The sequence below is a fragment of the Flavobacterium hauense genome (genome assembly GCF_054457175.1).
In genome coordinates this window covers 1-21,630 of the sequence record NZ_JBTKVX010000019.1, presented here as the reverse complement: position 1 = coordinate 21,630, position 21,630 = coordinate 1, and the positions used below count along the sequence as shown (strand labels likewise).

17 protein-coding genes are annotated in these 21,630 nt (G+C 40.4%); 15 read left to right on the top strand and 2 right to left on the bottom strand.

The window, feature by feature from the left end:
* The first annotated feature begins 17 nt into the window (after positions 1-17).
* The 8 genes from ACX0HA_RS13615 to ACX0HA_RS13580 all read left to right on the top strand — a co-directional run bounded on the left by ACX0HA_RS13615 (position 18) and on the right by ACX0HA_RS13580 (position 11,540).
* Positions 18-1,220 carry an ABC transporter permease gene (locus ACX0HA_RS13615; RefSeq protein ID WP_458845840.1) on the top strand — a complete coding sequence of 401 codons (1,203 nt, stop codon included), beginning with the start codon at positions 18-20 and terminating at the stop codon, positions 1,218-1,220.
* A 104-nt stretch (positions 1,221-1,324) separates the two neighbouring features.
* Complete coding sequence (locus ACX0HA_RS13610) at positions 1,325-2,749, top strand: MATE family efflux transporter (RefSeq protein ID WP_458845839.1); 1,425 nt, start codon at positions 1,325-1,327, stop codon at positions 2,747-2,749.
* 139 nt (positions 2,750-2,888) lie between these two features.
* Positions 2,889-3,746, top strand: coding sequence for a TraB/GumN family protein (locus ACX0HA_RS13605; RefSeq protein WP_458845838.1), 858 nt, complete (start codon positions 2,889-2,891; stop codon positions 3,744-3,746).
* A gap of 102 nt (positions 3,747-3,848) precedes the next feature.
* Positions 3,849-4,280 (top strand): RNA polymerase sigma factor, encoded by a 432-nt coding sequence (locus tag ACX0HA_RS13600; RefSeq protein WP_458845899.1) that lies wholly within the window; start codon positions 3,849-3,851, stop codon positions 4,278-4,280.
* A complete protein-coding gene (locus ACX0HA_RS13595) occupies positions 4,270-4,884 on the top strand; it encodes a hypothetical protein (RefSeq protein ID WP_458845837.1) in 615 nt (204 codons plus the stop codon). The genes ACX0HA_RS13600 and ACX0HA_RS13595 overlap by 11 nt, the downstream gene beginning before the upstream one ends.
* 60 nt (positions 4,885-4,944) lie before the next feature.
* Entirely contained in the window at positions 4,945-6,558 is a 1,614-nt protein-coding gene (locus ACX0HA_RS13590) for a tetratricopeptide repeat protein (protein ID WP_458845836.1), read from the top strand.
* A 191-nt stretch (positions 6,559-6,749) separates the two neighbouring features.
* Positions 6,750-9,119: a T9SS type A sorting domain-containing protein gene (locus tag ACX0HA_RS13585; protein WP_458845835.1), complete on the top strand. Its 2,370-nt coding sequence runs from the start codon at positions 6,750-6,752 to the stop codon at positions 9,117-9,119.
* 300 nt (positions 9,120-9,419) lie between these two features.
* A complete protein-coding gene (locus tag ACX0HA_RS13580; protein ID WP_458845834.1) occupies positions 9,420-11,540 on the top strand; it encodes a T9SS type A sorting domain-containing protein in 2,121 nt (706 codons plus the stop codon).
* Positions 11,541-11,644: 104 nt separating this feature from the next.
* Here the strand turns inward: ACX0HA_RS13580 and ACX0HA_RS13575 are convergent, their stop codons facing one another.
* On the bottom strand, positions 11,645-12,040 hold the full coding sequence (locus ACX0HA_RS13575) for a hypothetical protein (protein WP_458845833.1): 396 nt from the start codon (positions 12,038-12,040) through the stop codon (positions 11,645-11,647).
* A gap of 127 nt (positions 12,041-12,167) precedes the next feature.
* Positions 12,168-13,160 carry a tRNA dihydrouridine synthase DusB gene (gene dusB, locus ACX0HA_RS13570; RefSeq protein ID WP_458845898.1) on the bottom strand — a complete coding sequence of 331 codons (993 nt, stop codon included), beginning with the start codon at positions 13,158-13,160 and terminating at the stop codon, positions 12,168-12,170.
* A gap of 1,052 nt (positions 13,161-14,212) precedes the next feature.
* Here dusB and lepA point away from each other — a divergent pair.
* The 7 genes from lepA (at position 14,213) to ACX0HA_RS13535 (ending at position 21,310) form a co-directional block, all read left to right on the top strand.
* Positions 14,213-16,009, top strand: coding sequence for a translation elongation factor 4 (lepA, locus tag ACX0HA_RS13565; protein WP_458845832.1), 1,797 nt, complete (start codon positions 14,213-14,215; stop codon positions 16,007-16,009).
* An 82-nt stretch (positions 16,010-16,091) separates the two neighbouring features.
* Entirely contained in the window at positions 16,092-17,186 is a 1,095-nt protein-coding gene (locus ACX0HA_RS13560) for an AAA family ATPase (RefSeq protein ID WP_458845831.1), read from the top strand.
* The gene (locus tag ACX0HA_RS13555; protein ID WP_458845830.1) at positions 17,183-17,869 is read left to right on the top strand and encodes a DUF4276 family protein; all 687 of its coding nucleotides are present in this window, start codon (positions 17,183-17,185) and stop codon (positions 17,867-17,869) included. Before ACX0HA_RS13560 ends, ACX0HA_RS13555 begins: the two co-directional genes overlap by 4 nt.
* A gap of 293 nt (positions 17,870-18,162) precedes the next feature.
* A complete protein-coding gene (locus ACX0HA_RS13550; RefSeq protein ID WP_458845829.1) occupies positions 18,163-18,579 on the top strand; it encodes a response regulator in 417 nt (138 codons plus the stop codon).
* Between the two features lie 118 nt (positions 18,580-18,697).
* Entirely contained in the window at positions 18,698-19,120 is a 423-nt protein-coding gene (locus ACX0HA_RS13545) for a response regulator (RefSeq protein ID WP_458845828.1), read from the top strand.
* A gap of 181 nt (positions 19,121-19,301) precedes the next feature.
* Positions 19,302-20,366: a thiamine-phosphate kinase gene (thiL, locus tag ACX0HA_RS13540; RefSeq protein ID WP_458845897.1), complete on the top strand. Its 1,065-nt coding sequence runs from the start codon at positions 19,302-19,304 to the stop codon at positions 20,364-20,366.
* A 356-nt stretch (positions 20,367-20,722) separates the two neighbouring features.
* On the top strand, positions 20,723-21,310 hold the full coding sequence (locus ACX0HA_RS13535; protein WP_458845827.1) for a hypothetical protein: 588 nt from the start codon (positions 20,723-20,725) through the stop codon (positions 21,308-21,310).
* Positions 21,311-21,630: the final 320 nt, after the last annotated feature.

Sequence of the window (21,630 nt, the reverse complement as noted above, 5' to 3'; positions counted from 1 at the left end):
TCCCCAGGAACCATAACTTGAGCTTTCCGTTTTACATAGCCCGGCGGTATACCATAAGCCGCAGCAAGAGCACTGCCATAAATATAATTACAGGCATTGCAGCAACGGGTATTGTAGTAAGCACAGCAGCTCTTTTTATAATCCTTTCGGTTTTTAGCGGGCTTAAGGACTTTAGCCTTTCGTTTACCAATACTACCGATCCCGACCTTAAGCTTACACCTGCAACCGGAAAGTCGTTTATGATATCACCTAAGCAGGAACAGGAACTCCATCAGCTAAAAAACATAGCCGTTTACAGCAAAATTGCCGAAGAACGTGTGCTTTTTTATTTTGACGAAAAAGAACAGGTCGCTTACATGAAAGGTGTTGACAGCCTTTTTACCGCGGTAAACCCCATAAAAAAAAGCACTTTGAGGGAATGGCTCAGGCCATATACCGGAGAAGCAGTAGTAGGTGCCGGAATCATGAGGAAATTCTCAATGGGGCTTGGTGAGTTCAACCGTGATTTTGAGGTATTTGTACCCAAAGCCGGAAAAGGAGCCATTCAGAATCCCGATGATGCGTTTGTTAAAACAAGGCTGATCCCTGTAGGCGTATATAGCATTAATGATGATCAGGACAATAAATATGTATATGTAGACATAGCCCTGGCTCAGGAACTCCTTCAGTTTAAGCGCAACCAGTACACTTCTGTCGAATTTAAGCTGACACCAGGAACGAATGAGGCAGACATGCGAAAAGACATTGAAAAAGTATTCAATAATAAGGTAGTTCTAAGAAACAGGGAACAACTTAACGACTCTCTGCACAAAATGCTGAATGCCGAAAACCTGGTCACCTACCTGTTTTGTTCCCTTGTAGTGGTACTCACGCTATTTTGTCTTGCAGGAGCACTTATTATGCTGATACTGGACAAAAAGGAAAATATAAAAACCCTGTACAGCCTTGGCGCAGAAATAAAGAACCTTCGCAAGATCTTTTTTTATCAGGGAATTTTTATTACCGCACTGGGAACCGTTTTTGGACTTGCATTAGGAACTGCAGTGGTACTTATCCAGAAATATTACAGCGTAGTCATGATCACCAACACCATGGCTTATCCGGTAAATTTCAGCGTTATGAATATCATAATCGTGTTGCTGACCATTTTCATCCTTGGAATTTTTGCTTCGAGGATAGCTGCTGCCCGCGTCAGCAAAAAGCTGCTTGAAGCTTTATAATTCTCAAATCACTCATTTTTAATAAGGTTAGCAAATTTTGTTAGCTTTGAATTCCGAAACCGCGAAAGTGGTTTCTATCATCAATCATATCAAACCCCAATCAAATGACTAAAGAAATTCAACAACCCAGCCCCTTCTCCCGTTTTTTAGATTTGCTGCGGCAATCGCTAAAAGGAGAAAACATAGACTTTACACAAGGCAGCATCCGCCGTGCGGTAGTTTTGCTTGCCATCCCGATGATGCTGGAAATGGCCATGGAATCGGTTTTCGCACTGGTAGACCTTTATTTTGTAGGCCATCTTGAAAACAGCAGCTTTGCAGTACAGACAGTAGGACTTACCGAGTCGGTATTATCAATAGTATATTCAATTGCCATAGGTATGAGTATGGCCGCTACTGCGGTAGTAGCACGACGCATAGGCGAAAAAGACCCCGAAGCAGCTTCGAGGGCGGGCATGCAGGCCATTATTATAGCCATAGCGGTAAATGTTGTTATCGCTATCCTTGGCTTGATCTATGCAACCGACATTTTAGTCCTTATGGGTTCATCGCGAGAATCTGCCGAATTTGGCACCCCTTTTATGCGCATCATGATGGGCGGAAGCTTTGTTATTATGCTGCTGTTCCTTTTCAACGGTATCTTTCGTGGGGCAGGCAATGCCGCCATTGCCATGCGAAGCCTTTGGATAGCCAACTTTTTCAACATTATCCTGTGTGCGGTATTAGTTCCCGGATGGGGGCCATTTCCTGCCATGGGGCTTACAGGCGCAGCCATTGCCACTACCGTGGGCAGAAGCGTGGGTGTACTTTACCAGCTATATAACCTGTTTAACGGTAAAGGCATCCTGAAGGTAGCCATCTCTTATTTTGCACCCGACTGGGAACAGATAAGAGCCTTGGTAAAAGTTGCCGCTCCCGGCATATTACAATTTGTAATCGCATCGTGCAGCTGGATATTCCTGGCAGAGCTTGTTGCCACAACGGGTGGCGATGAAGGCTCGGCGGGATATCAGAGCGCATTGCGCATCATGATGTTCTTTATGCTGCCGGCATGGGGACTGAGCGGTGCTGCCGCAACACTGGTAGGCCAGAACCTTGGCGCGAAACTGACGGACAGGGCAGAGCGTTCGGTATTTGTAACCGCAAAATTTAATGTTGCCTATATGGCCGTTATTATGGTAATATGCCTTCTAGCTGCCGACCCGATGATGTGGTTCTTTACCAATAATGCACAGGTGCATGACATCGCTGTAGAAGCCATACGCATTTTGAGTGTGGGCTACATATTTTACGGAATAGGTATGGTATTGCTAAATGCCTTTAACGGTGCAGGAGACACTAAAACACCTACATGGGTTAACTTTTTTGGCTTTTGGCTATTCCAGATACCTATGGCATGGCTTCTTGCAAAACATTTTAACCTGGGGCCTACAGGCGTATTCTGGGCCATTCCGGTTGCCGAAGCCAGCATGACAGTCGCCACCATTTTCCTTTTTAGAAAAGGACGATGGAAAAAAATAACCGTGTAATCACAAAAAATATTTACACCCTGAAGCCCTGCAATTGCAGGGCTTTTTTTGTTTATCGAAAAATTTTTCATCTTTTTTTGTAACGAATCAGGAAGTCGTTTACATACTTGTTATAAATCACAATCAAAAAACGAAAATCATGAAAAAAGCAATCTTTTTACTCGCAGCACTGGCAACAATAGTAACAGGCAATGCACAACAAGACAACAAAAACAACTCTATGCTTTGGAAAATAGAAGGCAACGGAATAGAAAAACCTTCGTACCTGTTTGGAACTATCCACATGCTTTGTGCATCTGATTTTGAAATTAAGGAAAAAGTAAGCAAGGCTTTCAACAGCACCTCTAACCTGGTTCTTGAAGTAAATACTACCGACCCAAATGAAATTCAGGCCATGCAAAAAATGATGAAGAGTGAAACCACTCTGTCCAGCCGACTTGATGATGCCGGAAAAAAAGAAGCCAATGACATCCTTACTTCGCAAATAGGCATTACACTTGATCAGGCGGAACATGTATCACCTTCGGGTTTGTTGAGCATAGCGATTGTTGGCGCAATGAAATGCCCTCCAACCGAGATGAAATTTTATGAAGGTGAATTTACTGCCATGGCACAGGAGCAGCATAAAACCATTGGCGGACTGGAAACGATAGACAGCCAGGCAGGTGTAATTGAAAAATCATACAGCCTTACCGAAATACTCAGCCAAATAAAAATGAAGTCTGAATATGGACAGGTATTAGCCGACATGGCCCGCTTTCATAAAGAAGAGAACCTTCCCGAGCTGTATAAAACATTAAAAGACAAACGTTTTATGGATGCTAATGCCGAAAACCTGATGCTGACCGAAAGAAATAAAGCCTGGGTTAAAAAAATACCTGCCATAGTAAAAAAGGAAAGTACTTTCTTTGCAGTAGGTGCCGGCCACCTGTACGGGAAAACAGGGCTAATAGAATTACTGAGACAACAGGGATATAAAGTTACACCCGTAAAATAAAAAGGCCACAACCAACCAAAACCACAGATCTTGAAAACCAACGAAAAGGAATTCTTAGCTGTTATTGAAAAGCACAAAGGACTGCTCCATAAGGTTTCCAGAATGTATATGGACGAGCCCGAAGACAGGGAAGACCTGTTTCAGGAGATCGTACTGCAGCTCTGGAAATCGTATGGCACCTTTAGGGGAGAGAGCCAGATCTCTACCTGGATGTACAGGGTAGCCGTAAACAGTGCGCTTACTTTTTTCAAAAAAGAGAAGAAAAAACCCGATAATATAAGAATGCATCCTGAAATGGATGTGAAAGACGATATTGATGAAATGCACCGCGAGACACAGCTGGACTATTTCTACAAAGCCGTGCAGCTGCTCAATCCGGTAGAGAAAGCATTGATATTTCTTTTTCTCGAAGGGCAATCGCATAAAGAGATAGGCCAAAACCTGGGTATTACCGAAGTGAATGCCCGCGTAAAACTAAACCGAACAAAAGATAAATTACAGGAAATAATAAAAAAGCAGGGTTATGAATTTTAACGAATTGCAACAACAATGGAACAACGAACCTACAGACAGGATCACTGTTCCCAACACTATAGACACACTAAAAGAGGCACAAACCCCTATTGACAAAGTGCGCAAAAAAATGAAAATGGATTTTTTCATGCAGGCTTTCATACTGGTACTAACGGGTTTCGCTCCGCTTATTTTTGATTTTTCAGATAAGCTTACAGCCTTATTTGTTCCTTTCTATGCTATCACGATAGGCTTTATGGCCTATTATTTTTATAAGTTCTTTGTATTTTATAAAAAGTCGTATGACATGACGTTTGACAGCCGCAAGAATCTACTTTGGTTTTTCTACGAGCTGAAACTTAACATAGAACTTTATAAAGCACTAACCTATATTATGTTCTTTTTGGGATTCTCTTTTGGTGTACTGGCAGGGACAGTAACAAAAAATGAAAATGCAATTTCCAATTTTCTGGATAAAAAAGAAACAGGCCTTGCAATCGCGATTGGACTGATAGCTGTACTAATCATCTTTTCTCTATTTATGGCAGAGTTTATACCACGATGGTATTACGGCAAGCACCTTAAACAGGTAAAAACCGTTTTAGACCAGCTTGATGAAGAATAGGTAATATTAGGAAAAATTCTATCTTTAAAAAGTGTAATTTAGTAGCTCAATTCGCACTCCATGAAAAAAATCGCATTCCTGCTGCTTATCCTGTCGCAATTTGCTATCGCTCAGGGCAATGTCAATACCCTTATTGACAGCCTTTCGGTTATACAAAATAACGAAGGCAAGGCAAAGATGGCATTGCGCATTTCTAAAGCGTTGCAGAACAGCGACTGGAAACGGACACTTCACTATATAAACTATGCCGAAGAACAGGCTAAAGCTGCCAATTCGGAAGAATTTACAGCTTATGTAAACACAGAAATAGCAGGTATTTATAATGACAAGGATGCCTTTGATGTTTCTCTCTCCTATTTCCTTAAGGCCTATGAATATTATCATTCTAAAGATGACAGTACTGAAAAATACACCCTTGAGAACTCACTGGCAATTATTTATGCCCGTCTAAATAATAAAGAAAGGGCATTGCATTATTTTAATGCCCTTTTAAAACATTATACCGCAACAAAACAATCGCTTAATGTTGCAAAAGCATACAACAACATTGGGAAACTTTATTCCAGCGACCATAAACAGGATAGTGCCCTTGTATTTTTCAACAAGTCGCTAAAACTTTCAAAGCAGCTAAAAGACAGGGAGCTTGAAACCATGCTTTACAATAATTTTGGGCTTACCTATGTCGAATTGAATAAGTTTGACCTGGCAGCCGGCTATTTTGCAAAAGCAAAAAAGTTAGCCGAAGCAAATAATGACCAAAGAATGAGGGCATGGATTTACAATTCCCTTTCAAAATTGTATCTCTCAAAAAAGGAATCTGATTCGGCTTTGGTATATTCCCAAAAGGCAGCTTCATTGCTTACAGATCATCAGTATACTTTTGAAAATCTATCGGCACTCGAAAACCTTTACAAATCCTACAACCTTAAGCAGGATTATAAAAATGCGACAAAATATTTCGAGGAATTCAACACATTGCGTGACAGCCTGGGGATTGAAATGAAGGCTATGGCTGTTGAAAAACTAAAGCTGGAACAGCAGCATAAAGAGAATGAAGAGTTAAGGGATTTACGCGAGAGCAAGACTCAGTTTAAATATCTTTTTATGGGTTTTGGGCTTATCATACTGTTGCTTTTATGCCTTATACTATTAAACCGTTATAGGAACAAACTCACCAAAGCACAGCTTGAAAAAGAGCTCGTGGAAGCAAAACAAAAAGAACTCGATGCCAACCTTGAACTCAAAAACAAGGAACTGGTAACCAAAGCCATGATAGAAATACAAAGGGCTGAAATTATTGAGCACGTCTCTGATGAGCTTAAGGACCTACGCCTGAAATCGCCTAAAAGAGAAATTCAGCTGGCTATCGATACCATAATCAAGCAATTGGGTAAAGACACAGCCGAAGATGATGTCTGGAAAGAGTTTGAGCTGCATTATGGGCAGGTATATGAAACCTTTTATAAAATTCTTGACGAAAAGCACCCTGAACTTACCTATAGAGATAAAAGGCTTTGCGCCCTGCTTAAATTAAATTTAAGCACTAAAGAGATTGCCAGGATCACAGGACAATCTGTTAAGTCGCTTGAAAATGCCAGGACCAGGCTGCGAAAAAAGCTAAACCTCACCAATACAGCCGAAAACCTGACCGACTACCTGACAGGACTTGAATAAAATATTTTTTATTCAAAAATTTGAATTTCAAATACTTAAAATAAAAAGAGTAGTAAAAGCAGGGTATAAATTTTACCCGTGAGTGTTTTATGGATACTTACAAATAATCACGACTTTAACAGCTTTCATAATTTTATAACAACTATTCAGGCAGTTAACCCTGCCAAAAGACTAACTATTTTTATAAAATTATGAAGAAAATTACATTCATGCTGCTTTTCGCAGTGTTGTGCATTTTTAATGCAAATGCACAATGGCAATCTGACACTGCCATAAACCTAAAAGTATCCAACAGCCTTAGCTCTGATTCACAATCGATAGCGACTCCCTCAGGAGGAACTTACATAGTATATTATAAATCAGTACCTGCTCCCGTAAACTTTGAGATATGGGTACAGTACCTGGACCCGACGGGAACAAAATTGTTTGGCGATGACGGCATGCTGCTTACCAATACGTTACCAATGAGCACTTACACGACAATGTGGAAACTGAGTGTAGATGGCAAAGGAAACTTATATGTAGGCGCAACCGGCACAGGTGCAGGTACGCCAGCATACGTTTATAAAGTTATGCCTACGGGAGAATTGCCATGGGGCGCATCCGGACTAAACGTAGGATCGGGTTACCTGCCAACAATACATCCGTTATCAAATTTTGAGGTATTGATAAGCTGGATGCCGGCAGCGGGGGGGAAAGCTAAAATACAGCACTATACTGAGATGGGTGTGGCAATCTGGCTCAACCCTATTGAAGTTATGCCCAGCACTGCATATTCTAACAGCGGTACTGTGGTAGCAGATATGTTTGAACAAAGTAATGGTTATTTTACAGCCGTTTTTCACACAAGGACATCAGCAGGAATAAACTCGTTCCTGTTTGCACAAAGGTACGATTCAACCGGTGTTGCACAGTGGACACAGCCTACACAGCTGGCAGATAAAGGTTCGACTTACAACAACCTGACCTATGGCGGCACACAGGATGGCGATGTGATTTATTACGGATACTCATTAGCAACAGGACTACGATATGATGCCTTTGCACAACGACTTAATACAGATGGGACTACACCATGGGGTATAAACGGGATAGACTTTGACACTAACCTCACCTATTATGAAATGAATGCAAAAATAGCTTACAGCACGGGTTCGCAATATGTATGGATGATCAGTTCATATACTCCTTCTTCTCAGTCTACATACGGAGAATATGTACAGAAGTTTGACAAAGTTACAGGAGCAAGACAATTTACAGATAATGCACACCAGGTGTACCCTGTAGATGCTGCCTCAAGAATGCATGTTGGCAATTTATACCTGGCAAACAGCCTGCCTGTATTTGCCCTTAAATCAGGCTCTGACAATGGAGTCTCTGCTACTACCCTAAGCGCACAGTTCTTGGATGTAAACGGAAACTTTTTCCCCGCCACTTATGTTAAGCCATTGGCAACTTTTGCAGCAAACAAAGGAAGGATTGTATTAAACAAACCTGCATATAACCAGGGTGTAATAACGTTTGTGGAAGCAAAAACAACTAATGAGTCTAAAATATATGCACAGAACTTCTCTCTTACAATTGATCCATGCACCATTAATGCTAATGCTATTCCTGACTTTTCAAAAGCATGCAGCGTAAACTTTGAAGACCTTACAATTCCGACAGGAACTGATATTTGCGCGGGTACAGTTACAGCTACCATAGATGATCAAAGTATTTTCCCAATCACTGCAAACACTACCATACAGTGGACGTTTACATCAACATCAGGAGGTACAGCTACCAAGACACAGAACATCATTATAACTAATACAATAACTTCTGCAGCACTTGAAGATGTGACTTCACAATGCTCAGTTCTACTTACAGACCTTACTGTACCTGTAGCAACCGACAGCTGTGGCAATACAATTACCGCAACGACAAATGCGGCATTCCCACTAACGCAGGGCACTACTGCAATTACCTGGACATTTACCGGTCCAACAGGTACTATAGCAACACAAACACAAAATGTTATTGTAAATGACACTACAGCGCCTACACTTGCGGTTCAGAATATTTTGGCAACGGTAGCGGAAGACGGCACAGTGAATATTACAGCAGCACAATTTGACAATGGAAGTACTGATTCTTGCGGAAATGACACTGCTACATGGACATGGTCGATTTCTCCTGCAAGTTTTACCTGTACAGATCTGGGTGAGCAAACAGTTATAATTACTGCAACAGACACAATTGGAAATATTGCTACAACCACAGCAACAGTGAGCATAACAGACCCTAATGGTTATTGTACAACATCCGGCATAGGCGAGTTCTACAAAAAAGCTATTAGCATATACCCTAACCCTGCTCAGCAATTCTTTACTATAGAAAGTGCAGAAGCGATCAAATCGGTAGTGGTTTATGACATGCTGGGCAAAACCGTTTTTAGAGGAGCAATGTCAGCTGCCACAGCTACCGTTGATTCAGGAATGTGGTCGGCAGGCGTATATAACGTTACTGTTGAAAATGCAGCCGGAGATCAACAGCGATTAAAACTCGTTAAAAATTAATTCTCAGAACAATTGATAAATAGTAGTTTAAGGGAGCCCGCGGTTGCGGGCTTTTTTTTATTTTATATGGAAAACAGATCCTCTTTTAGTAGTGTCAGGCTCAACTTTAACAGTTATCAGCCTGACACTTAAAACAACTGACTATCAAAACGTAACAACTAAAAGAGTGGTAAAGATTCTGTTAAAATATAGCGATGAGTGTTTAAACAATATGGCTAAATTATATTGGCTGAGAGCCTACATATAATTTTGGCTCCCGCTAATGACGTAGAGACATCTACACAAACTATTATGAATACAATGAAAAAATTTACTTTTTTACTACTAATGACAGTAATGGGCATATTGAATGCCAATGCTCAGTGGACAGACCAAAAGGACGTAAACACTTTAGCAGACAACTCTCTCACAAATGACACCAGGGCTATAGCCACCGGTAACGGAGGAACCTATATTGCCTATTACAAAAAACTTTTGTCCTTTCCCAACTATGAATTAAGGGTACAATACTTAAATGCAGCCGGTGAAAAACAATTTGGCCCAGAAGGGATACTGGTAAACAATACCATCCCTATGAGCACCTACACTTTTAAATGGAAAGTTTCCATTGATAAGGCTGACAATCTTTATATCGCTGTTACAAGCACAGGTGCAGGAAACAACGGATATGTTTTTAAGATAAATACATTTGGAGAATCGCTTTGGGCCGGAGGCCTTAACTTAGGCACAGGGGTTTTACCTACAGTTCTGCCTTTAAGCAATGGCGAAGTGATCATAAGCTGGTCACCCGGTGCAGGAAAAGGAAAGCTACAGCGTTTTGACTCCGAAGGAATACCTGTATGGGCAAACCCGGTAGACATATCTCCTTCGGCTGACTATGCTAACAAAACAACTGTAACAGATAATATGTTTGAAATGGCTAACGGTGATGTTACCGTGGCTTTTCACACAAGACTTTCGAATGGTACGGGTGCACTTTTATATGCTCAGCGTTATAACAGTACCGGAACACCACAGTGGGCTGTACCCGCACAATTGAGTGAAAAGCAAACCTCTTACAACAACCCATACAGTTCAACACGCGATGGCGATGTAATTTACTATGGTTATACCCTTATAACGGGAACACGTTTTGACTCATTCGCCCAAAGGCTAAACCCTGACGGAACTACGCCATGGGGACTTAATGGTATCGATTTCGACACTAATGCCACCCTTTTTGAAATGTATACCGAAATCGCTTTTGATCATAGTTCGCAATACATCTGGACAACCGCTACCTATACCGGATCGGCACAAGGTAATGCAGGACAGTACATCCAGAAGTTTGACAAAGTTACCGGAGCAAGGCAGTTTACCGACCATGGAAAAGAAGTGTTCGCTATCGATAATAACCACCTGGTTAATACAGGCAATCTTTATCTGCTGAATGACCAGCCTATGTTCTTAATGGAAGCAGGAAACACCCTTAACGCTGTATTTTTAGATAACAACGGGAACTTCCTGTTGCCAAATCATTATTTCAGTGTTGCAACTTTTAACGATACGAAATTGAATATAATTCTGCATAAACCTTATGACAACCATGCGGTAGTAACCTTTACGGAACAAAAAACTATTGATGAAGACAGGATCTATGCGCAGCGATTCTCTACGGTATTAGATATTCCATGTACAATTGCTCCTGCCTCTCTTGCAGATATAACATCAGAGTGTGCCCTATATGAAAACGACCTTACAGCTCCTGTTGCTACAGACAGCTGCGGAAATACAGTAACACCTGTAACAGATGCCGTTTTCCCTATAACTCAGGGTACAACAACCATTACATGGACATACACGACAACTACAGGAGCAACAGCTACCCAGACACAAACCATTATTGTAAACGACACAACAGCTCCAACACTTGTACTGCAAAATAGCACTGTTGCAGTGGATGAAAATGCCACAGTAGTTCTTACAGCGTCTCAATTTGACAACGGAAGTACAGACGCTTGCGCAAACGGTACTGGTTCATGGACATGGTCAGTTACTCCGGCAACTTTTACATGTGCCGACTTAGGTGAGCAAACTGTTACAATAACAGCTACAGATGTGAATGGCAACATTGCTACATCTACTGCTACTGTGACTATAACCGACCCAAATAATTACTGTACTACTGCAGGAGTGGGAGAGTTTGCACAGAATAAAACAGTATTGTATCCAAACCCAACTCAGAATATTTTTAACATAAGTAGTTCTGAAACGATCAGATTTATAGTAGTTTATGATTTGTTAGGCAAAGTGTTGTTCAGGACACCGGTTTCTGCTGAAAATGCAGCTATAGATGCTACAACCTGGTCTTCGGGTGTATATAATGTAACTATTGAAGACGCAAATGGTGGGCAGCAGAAACTAAAGCTTATTAAAAATTAGTTCCACTGAAGGTATTGATGTTTTTTAGTTGACATCATAGGTAGGATGCCGAAAGGCCCCGCAATTGCGAGGCCTTTCATTTTTTATATAATGATATTCTTTTACTATTTAGACGCCGCTACCAGTTGCTCCCTTAATTTCTTACCTGTTTCAACCGCAGCTTTACTATCACATGTTTCAGAAACCTTTACAGATTTAGTTGTATTGGCAACTTCAGCATTTTCAACCTTTACTGTAGCCTGCATCGTAATTTTTAATTTTCCAGTCTCCCCAGCATACGATGCCAAAACTTCATCCATTGTCTTGAAAAATTCGGCTTCACTGCCGGTATTCATTTTATATTCTGCCTTTTCACCGTTTTTTTCAACCGTAAAGCTGATAGAAGTTAACGTATTTTCGTCCGAAGTAAAGCTTTCTACAGCAGCAGTCTGTCTAACTAACGTGGCACTCATCGCAGACAGCGACAAAGCCAATGCGGCACATATAAATATCTTTTTCATAATAATTGATTTAGTTGATTAACTCAAATATATGAATAAAACTAACAACTGTCTTTTTATTACGACGATATAAAAATCAAAGGCCCCGCAATTGCGGGGCCTTTGATTTTTATATAGCTACCGGACTTTATACCGGCCTGTAATCGGCAAATTTCTCCAATACGTCATCAAGTACTGCATAGACATCTACAGCATGGTCATGAGTAACCATTTTTTGTCGGTATTCCTTAAAGTTAGGAATCCCTTTAAAATAATTGGTATAATGGCGTCGGGTTTCAAACACTCCTACCCTTTCACCTTTCCATTCAATAGCCCACATTAAGTGGTTGCGGGCAGCCTCTACGCGATCTTCAAGTGTTGGTGCAGGCAAATGCTCGCCGGTTTCAAAGAAATGCTTGATCTCATTAAATATCCATGGGTAACCAATAGCCGCACGGCCTATCATGATACCGTCTATACCATATTCATTCTTATATTTTAAGGCCTTTTCAGGACTGTCGATATCGCCGTTCCCAAAAATAGGAATGTTGATGCGCTGGTTATTTTTCACACGTGCAATATGCGACCAGTCGGCTTCACCTTTATACATCTGGGCACGGGTACGACCATGAATGGTAAGCGCTTTTATTCCCACATCCTGAAGCCTTTCGGCAACTTCACTAATATTAATAGAATCATCATCCCAGCCTAAACGGGTTTTTACCGTAACCGGAAGATGTGTACTGTTAACCACCGCTTTGGTAAGGCGCACCATAAGGTCAATATCTTTCAACACCCCTGCGCCTGCGCCTTTGCACACTACCTTTTTTACCGGGCAGCCAAAGTTAATATCTACCAGGTCAGGATTAACAGCCTCAACGATCTTAGCCGAAAGGGCCATCGCTTCTTCATCTCCGCCAAATATTTGTATGCCCACAGGGCGTTCGTAGTCAAAAATATCCAGCTTCATGCGGCTTTTCATCGCATCGCGAATCAATCCTTCAGAGGAAATGAACTCACTGTACATTAAATCGGCACCATGTGTTTTGCAAAGCCTGCGGAAAGGAGGATCACTCACATCTTCCATAGGGGCCAGCAATAGCGGGAATTCGGGCAGTTCTATATTGCCAATCTTTACCATCTTCTTCATTTTTGGCAAAATTACAATATTTTAACGACATCTGCCGAAACCAAGCCTATCGAAGCTGCGTATATATAACCTTAGAAATAAGGTTCTTATAAAAGATAGTATGAAAAAGAAAAAGTGAAGCAGTATTTTCTAAAAGCCTTTAATTATTTTTAAGACGAAGCGCCATACCATGCCCCCGAATGAATGGCAATACTATTAGACCACGCTTACTGCTTATTCCCGGCGCATGTTCCCCAAAGCATGCGCTTTTTTGTATTAATAACAAGACACTATAAGATATTTATATGCATGCATAGAAAAATTAAATCGTAAATTCTCATTTTCAAGTGATTAGCGCCGTATATTTGTAACAGTTAAGAGATTCATTATATCATTTGCCTGTCAATATACAGGATGGGACTTAAATGATAATAATAATTTTTAGATTGGTTGATTGGTTATGATCAGTGCATGGATATTTCTCCATGCACTTTTCATTTTAAACCAATTCGTAACGTCAGATTTACATCCACAAAATTTAACCGAAATTTGACAGTGTTTTACGCTTCAACGGATAAATACGCTTTTTGTCGGATTAAATGTACTATTTTTCTGAAATGAATTTGATTTAAAACAGGCCATTAAAGACCACATTAGCAGTATTTTACTATAAAAATATTTCAACTATAACGATATAGTTTTGCGATTTGCATTAAATCCTGAAAAAAATAACCAACCATAGTTTTTGTATTGGTTTTTGTTGTTGTTTTGCCACGTAGTTTTTAAGGATTATTTAACAATCAGGTTTTGAACGCCCCCAATCAAATCCGAATGATTATAAATGCTTCTTCCAACAAAATTACCATTACTAAAAACATACAAACAGCATGCGGACGCCCCCAACCGAATGCTGTTTTTTTATTTGGCCCAGCCGCTTGCAACTCACTAAGTTTAAACTATATTTGCCGATTAAATTTGCTACCTTTACGTGTATTGCATACGTGGGAGAACAGAAGCTATATCTTTCAGGAGAAATAGCGCATAAAACATGATAACAGACGAAGATGAAGCATATTAGGAATTTTTGCATTATTGCCCACATTGACCACGGTAAAAGTACCCTGGCCGACCGACTGCTTGATGCTACCCAAACGGTAACCAAACGTGAACAACAGGCACAGTTGCTTGACAACATGGACCTGGAGCGTGAAAGAGGTATCACGATCAAGAGCCACGCCATACAAATGGAGTACACATATAAAGGTGAGGAATACATCCTGAACCTTATTGACACTCCCGGACACGTGGATTTCTCGTATGAGGTATCACGTTCTATCGCTGCCTGCGAAGGTGCGCTTCTTATTGTAGATGCGGCACAGAGCATTCAGGCGCAGACGATATCTAACCTTTACCTTGCCTTAGAAAATGACCTGGAAATTATTCCGGTACTAAATAAAATTGACCTTCCGAGTGCCAACCCTGAAGAAGTAAGCGATGATATCGTAGACCTTTTGGGCTGTAAGCTGGAAGACATCATCCCTGCTTCGGGTAAGACCGGGCTTGGGGTAGAAGAAATACTTGCTGCCATCATTGAGCGTATTCCCGCACCAAAAGGTGACCCGGATGAGCCTTTGCAGGCGCTTATATTTGACTCGGTATACAACCCGTTCCGTGGAATCGAGGTTATATTCAGGGTTAAGAACGGAACGATCACTAAGGGCCAGAAGATTAAATTCATGGCTACCGGCAACGAATATTATGCCGATGAGATCGGTACGCTAAAATTGAACCAGGTTCCTAAACAAATGGTAGGTACCGGCGATGTTGGTTACCTTATCTCAGGTATCAAAGAAGCAAAAGAAGTAAAAGTAGGTGATACACTTACCGATGCTAAAAACCCTACCCAAAACATGGTAAGTGGTTTCGAAGACGTAAAACCGATGGTATTTGCCGGTATCTATCCGGTAGACACTGAGGATTACGAAGAGCTTCGTAACTCTATGGAGAAACTTCAGCTGAATGATGCTTCACTGGTGTTTGCTCCTGAAAGCTCTGCAGCACTTGGTTTTGGTTTCCGATGCGGATTCCTTGGAATGCTTCACATGGAAATTATCCAGGAGCGTCTGGAGCGTGAGTTTGATATGACGGTGATCACTACGGTTCCCAACGTATCGTACCTTGCGTACACTAAGAAAGATCCGGAAAACCCTATTATCGTTAACAACCCAAGCGACCTTCCTGAGCCATCTAAACTGAGCCATGTAGAGGAGCCCTATATTAAAGCAACGATCATTACCAAATCTGACTTTGTTGGTAACGTAATGAGCCTTTGTATTGAAAAACGCGGATTGATAACGAACCAGACCTATTTGACTACTGAGCGTGTTGAGCTTAACTTCGACATGCCGCTTGCAGAGATCGTATTCGATTTCTACGACAGGCTTAAAACAGTATCTAAAGGTTACGCTTCGTTTGACTACTCGCCTATCGGGATGCGTACATCGAAACTTGTACGTCTTGACGTACTGTTAAACGCACAGCCGGTAGATGCACTGTCTGCCCTTATCCACGAAGACAATGCCTACAACATCGGTAAAAAGATGTGTGAGAAGCTAAAAGAACTTATCCCACGCCAGCAGTTCGATATTCCTATCCAGGCAGCTATCGGGGTAAAAGTAATTTCGCGTGAAACCGTTAAGGCACTACGTAAAGACGTTACCGCAAAATGTTATGGTGGTGATATCTCCCGTAAACGTAAGCTTCTTGAAAAACAGAAGAAAGGTAAAAAACGTATGCGTCAGGTAGGTAACGTAGAGATCCCGCAGGAAGCTTTCATGGCGGTATTGAAACTGAACGACTAGTTTAATTACGAATTATAAATTACGAATGACCCGGTACAGATGTGCCGGGTTTTTTTTGTAAGTTTGAATATTAAGAATCACTATGATCAACAAGATAAAAATAGAAGGTTATAAATCAATTAGGGAATTAGATTTAGAATTAAAACCAATAAATGTTTTTATTGGTTCAAATGGTGTTGGAAAATCCAATTTTATATCTTTTTTTAAACTCTTAAACATTATTTACGAGCAACGATTAGAAAATTATTCCCTGACCCAAGGAGTAGATAATCTTCTATACTTTGGGAGAAGAAATACTGATTTCATATATGCATATATAGAATTTAAAGAAACAAATGCATATAGTTTTCACTTACAACCAAGCAATGATAATAAACTTTTTATTTTAAACGAAAATACCTATTTCAATAAAAGTATGGGAGGCCAACCTGAGTTTTATGGATACGGCTGGAAATGGAATAAAATAAATGGAAACGCAAAAGAAAGTATTATAAAGGATAGCACACAAGGCATAGCTTCATGGGTGAATCTCTATCTAAAATCTTTCAAAATATATCATTTCCATGACACGAGTACAGATGCTCCATTAAGAAGTATGTGTCAAATAAATGATAACGTATATCTAAAAGAAAACGGAAGTAATCTTCCCGCTTTTTTATATTACTTACAACAAATAGAACCTAAGAGTTTTAAAAAAATTGAGAAACTTATAAATTCAATTGCTCCTTTTTTCGACAGATTTGATTTAAAGCCAGACAGATTAAACCCTTCAATGATAACATTGGAATGGATAGAGAAAAACCATCCCGACAATTATTTCAACGCAACACATTTCTCTGACGGAACAATACGCTTTATAGCATTAGCTACATTATTAATGCAACCAAACTTACCTAAGACAATAATTATCGACGAACCAGAATTAGGCTTACATCCATTCGCAATAAATAAATTAGCTGGTATTATCAAAAAAGCTTCTGCTTCTAGCCAAATCATATTATCAACTCAGTCAATAAATCTTGTAAACAATTTTGAATCTGATGACATAGTAACTGTTGACAGAAAAGATAATCAATCTGATTTTCGCCGTCTTGATCACACCCAATTAAATGATTGGATAAATGAATATAACATGGGTGATTTATGGGCTAAAAATGTAATTGGCGGAAGACCATGAGAGATTTGTATTTTATAGTTGAAGGCGAAACAGAACTTGAATTCGTGAACAAAATTTTAATTCCTTATTTTAATTCACAAGGAATTTTTTCTCACATCCAAGGTTTAGCAATTTCAATGAGTGGTGGAGGACACGGATTTAATAATATTCAACATTTCATAAACACTGTATATCCAGTAATGAGATACAATGGCGAACCAATTATTACTACTCTTATTGATTACTTTAGATTAAATAGTGAAACAAAAATACCCGGATATTTAGAATCTTTAGCCTTGGCTTTAACTGACGACAGGATATTTCTATTAGAACAAAAACTAAATGAATCAGTTCAAAACAAAATGAACTATCGCTTTTTTATCCCTTATATTCAAAAACACGAAATGGAAACTTTATTGTTTTCAAGCCCTGAAAATGGTTTTTATTTTGAAAGTGACAATATAAAAAATGCCATTTTAGAGATTTATAAAGATTACAACAATATCGAGGATATAAATGGATCTGAGCATGGTGCTCCATCAAAAAGGCTTGAAGCAATTTATAAAGCTGACGGAAAAAAATATGTAAAGGTTATTGATGGGATTGAAATAGCTGATAATACTGGTATTGATAAAATCCTTGAGAAATGTCCAAGATTTAAAAGCTGGATTGATAGTATACTTTTTGCGCTTAATAATTGGTAATTCTACAATAATCTCATCTACGAAGTGATCCAAGTCCTTCCGAAAATTCAAAGCATAACCGTCCTCCCTCCCCTCTCCTTTGGAAGTGGGGCCGGGGGTGAGGCCCAAGGAGTTCAGCCGTGTCTTTTTGGTCCTTATGTGACAAGACAAAAGGACAGAGATAAAATGGCTTAAGTAATCTAAGAACAGTTATTAAGATCAGTTTCTGTTAATTTTAACAACTTCTTACACCCCTAATAACAAATATTTAAGTTTTAACTTTTTATTTTTACCGTATTAAAATCTTGTAACATATGAAGAAAGACGGACAGATTATTATTATTGAAGATGACAGAGAAGATGGCGATATCCTGAAAGAAGTGATCGAGGATCTGGGATATGAGAATGAGGTAATAATCCTTCCGGACAGCACATTGGTAATGGAATTCTTAAGCAGACCGGACACTTCTCCGTTCCTTATCTTTTCGGATATTAACATGCCGAAGATGAGTGGCTATGAGTTACGCGACCTTGTGCTTGCCGACCCTAACCTGAGTGACAAGACTGTACCGTACATTTTTTTTAGTACGGCAAGCGATCCTGAAACGATCAAGACCGCTTACAAAAAAGCAGCTCAGGGTTTCTTTACCAAGATTAGCGATTATGACGAGTACAGGGACGTGATCAGAAAGATCATCGAATACTGGAAAGCAGCTAAAGTTCCCCAATAAGGAACTATAGTATTAACCTAAATCCCTCGCCGTGGCGGGGGATTTTTTGTTATAGAAAGCCTAATCTTCGTGCATCCCGCCTGTGCAGGCAATACCTTTGTACTATAAAATTGCTATAATGAAAAAAGACGGACCTATAATCATCATTGATGATGACGAAGATGACAGGCTAATATTTGAAGATATCCTTAGTAGCCTTAGCCTGCCCAACGAAATTATACTCTTAGGCGACAGTACTGAAGCCCTTAATTTCCTTAAAAAGGAAGACATAAAACCTTTTATGGTAATCTCCGACATCAACATGCCGCGAATGAACGGCTTTGAACTGCGCGACGAAATCCTGAAAGACCCTTACCTCACCGAAAAGACAGTACCTTTCATTTTCTTTACTACTGTAGGCAACGGCTATACGGTTGAAGAAGCCTTTAAGCGTTCCATACAGGGATATTTCCACAAAACAAGCAATATGGATCAGCTAAAAGAAACACTACAGGAAATTGTAGACTACTGGTGCGATGCCGTCGTCCCGGAAATAGATTAGATGTCAATCCGCTAAAAGGCCTGCAAGGTTTTTGAAACCTTGCAGGCCATCCCTTTTTATAAACTTAGAGGATTTCAAAAAAACTGCAGGTTGCGACTTTAGACTTTCTAACTTTATGACTATGTCGTACCTTTGCAGCCTAAGCAACTCAGGACCTAAGTCCCTCAGAACCTCAAAGAAAATGATCGAAGATAAAAACCAGCAGCGCACGAGCCTATCTGCGCTGGGCGAATTTGGCCTTATAGGGCACCTTACCCGAAATATAGAAACAACACAACCCTCTACCCTTAAAGGCATCGGAGATGATGGCGCTGTGCTTGATTTTAAAGATAAAAAAGTTGTTGTCTCTACCGACCTTTTGGTGGAAGGCGTACACTTTGACCTGGCGTATATGCCGCTAAAGCACCTTGGTTACAAAGCAGTCGTGGTAAATATCAGCGACATCTGCGCAATGAATGCCAATCCTACCCAGATCACAGTATCTATTGCAGTATCTAACCGTTTCCCGGTTGAGGCTCTCGATGAACTGTATGACGGTATGAAGCACGCTGCCAAGGTTTATGGTGTAGACATCATTGGTGGTGACACCACCTCTTCGCAAAAAGGGATGATACTGAGCATTACTGCCATTGGCGAAGCCGATGCCGAAGATATTACGTACCGCAACGGTGCTTCAAGTACCGACCTGTTGATCGTGACCGGAGATGTAGGTGCTGCTTATATGGGCCTTCAGGTATTGGAGCGCGAAAAGCAGGTGTTCCAGGTAAACCCGAACAATCAACCTGATTTAGACGCTTACAGCTACCTTATCGAGCGCCAACTAAAGCCGGAAGCCCGTAAAGACATTAAAGCCATCTTAAAAGCACTTGAAATACAACCCACGTCGATGATCGATGTTTCCGACGGATTATCATCTGAGATTATTCACCTGTGCAAGAACTCAAACCTTGGTGCAAGCCTGTATGAAGAAAAAATTCCGGTCGACCCACAGCTTATCAATGTATGCGAGGAATTCAACATCGACATTACTACCGTTGCCCTTAACGGCGGCGAAGACTACGAACTGCTGTTCACCATCAAGCAAGCTGATTACGACAAGATAAAAGGCAATCCTAACTTTACGGTTATCGGTCACATGACTGAAGAAAGCGCAGGCATCAATCTTGTGACCCGTGCCAATACCCAAATTGCACTTAAAGCAAGGGGATGGAACGCGCTTTCCGCTGATGAGGATTTAGAGCAATAGGCAGTGTTCCGTTTGCAGTCACAACACATCTGAATGAAGCTACGGCATTAAACTCTGTGGCGTAAAGAAAATTATGAATGAAGCGTGAAGAAGCATCCGCTGTTTGAGCGAAACGAGTTCGGATGGTTTAGCTGAATGAAATAATTTTTAGCCTAAGGAGTTCAGCCGTGCCTTTTTGGTCCTTTTGTGGCAAGACAAAAGGACAAAGACAAATTAATTCACAGGAAATAAATACATATGAAGGATGCTTAACCGCATCCTTTTCTTGTTTAATTACTTTATTCACACAATCTTAACATCATAGACTGCGTTATACCGAAGAATCATTTAGATTTGTAAGAAACCAAACCATTACTATGAAAAAAATCATTCTTCTTTTAACCCTTACTCTGGGTTACTGCAGCTATGCACAGCAGACAACAACCGTCACGACAACTACGACAACAAAAGTCGACACATCTCCTTCCATCATTGAAAAAAAGCACGAGGTAAAGCTCGGTGCAATTAAGCTGTTGGCAGGTGGTATTACGGAGGGCACGTATGAATACATCTTTTCTGAAGATTTCACTTTTGGAGCCTCTGTACTTTACAATTTTGACCACAAGAGCAATGACTATCCTGAAAAATTTTCTGTCACGCCATTTGCCCGTTTCTACTTTCAGGAGACAAAAGAATATGGAGCAAAAGGCTTTTTTGTGGAAGGCTTCGGGAAATACGTAAGCGGACAGGATATAATGGATTATTATGATGCAACAACTCCCGAAAGCGACGTTAGAAAAGACTTTAGCTGTGGAGCAGTCGGAATCTCTTTGGGATGGAAATGGATAAACCGAAGCGGCTTTGTTTTCGAGTTACTCGTGGGTGGCGCAAGAACACTTGGTGGCAACGACAGTACTCCGGATGCTATTTTTAGGGGTGACTTTAACTTAGGTTACAGATTCTAATTGACAACTCACAAAATACTAAAGGCTCCATTTGGAGCCTTTAGTATTTTATATCGTTACGTATAGAAAGGATTCGTGCCGTTTATACTTGATATGTTCATACAGTCGGGTTCTATAAGGTAGCACAAACATCTTTATTATTATTGCTGAATCGCAAACCTGAGGTTTTAGCCGAACAGGCGCAGCAAAGGCGACGAGACCCCGATAGCTATCGTGGCTCCATACATTGCAATACCATTTTACAAAAGGTTATACAACAAAAAACCCTTCATCGTTAGATGAAGGGTTTTCAAAAGAAAGGCGACGACCCGAGCCGTAAG

Coding starts and splice junctions, on each gene's coding strand:
- ACX0HA_RS13610 (WP_458845839.1), top strand. CDS start 1,325: ATGACTAAAGAAATTCAACAACCCAGCCCCTTCTCCCGTTTTTTAGAT.
- ACX0HA_RS13605 (WP_458845838.1), top strand. CDS start 2,889: ATGAAAAAAGCAATCTTTTTACTCGCAGCACTGGCAACAATAGTAACA.
- ACX0HA_RS13600 (WP_458845899.1), top strand. CDS start 3,849: ATGTATATGGACGAGCCCGAAGACAGGGAAGACCTGTTTCAGGAGATC.
- ACX0HA_RS13595 (WP_458845837.1), top strand. CDS start 4,270: ATGAATTTTAACGAATTGCAACAACAATGGAACAACGAACCTACAGAC.
- ACX0HA_RS13590 (WP_458845836.1), top strand. CDS start 4,945: ATGAAAAAAATCGCATTCCTGCTGCTTATCCTGTCGCAATTTGCTATC.
- ACX0HA_RS13585 (WP_458845835.1), top strand. CDS start 6,750: ATGAAGAAAATTACATTCATGCTGCTTTTCGCAGTGTTGTGCATTTTT.
- ACX0HA_RS13580 (WP_458845834.1), top strand. CDS start 9,420: ATGAAAAAATTTACTTTTTTACTACTAATGACAGTAATGGGCATATTG.
- ACX0HA_RS13575 (WP_458845833.1), bottom strand. CDS start 12,040: ATGAAAAAGATATTTATATGTGCCGCATTGGCTTTGTCGCTGTCTGCG.
- dusB (WP_458845898.1), bottom strand. CDS start 13,160: ATGGTAAAGATTGGCAATATAGAACTGCCCGAATTCCCGCTATTGCTG.
- lepA (WP_458845832.1), top strand. CDS start 14,213: ATGAAGCATATTAGGAATTTTTGCATTATTGCCCACATTGACCACGGT.
- ACX0HA_RS13560 (WP_458845831.1), top strand. CDS start 16,092: ATGATCAACAAGATAAAAATAGAAGGTTATAAATCAATTAGGGAATTA.
- ACX0HA_RS13555 (WP_458845830.1), top strand. CDS start 17,183: ATGAGAGATTTGTATTTTATAGTTGAAGGCGAAACAGAACTTGAATTC.
- ACX0HA_RS13550 (WP_458845829.1), top strand. CDS start 18,163: ATGAAGAAAGACGGACAGATTATTATTATTGAAGATGACAGAGAAGAT.
- ACX0HA_RS13545 (WP_458845828.1), top strand. CDS start 18,698: ATGAAAAAAGACGGACCTATAATCATCATTGATGATGACGAAGATGAC.
- thiL (WP_458845897.1), top strand. CDS start 19,302: ATGATCGAAGATAAAAACCAGCAGCGCACGAGCCTATCTGCGCTGGGC.
- ACX0HA_RS13535 (WP_458845827.1), top strand. CDS start 20,723: ATGAAAAAAATCATTCTTCTTTTAACCCTTACTCTGGGTTACTGCAGC.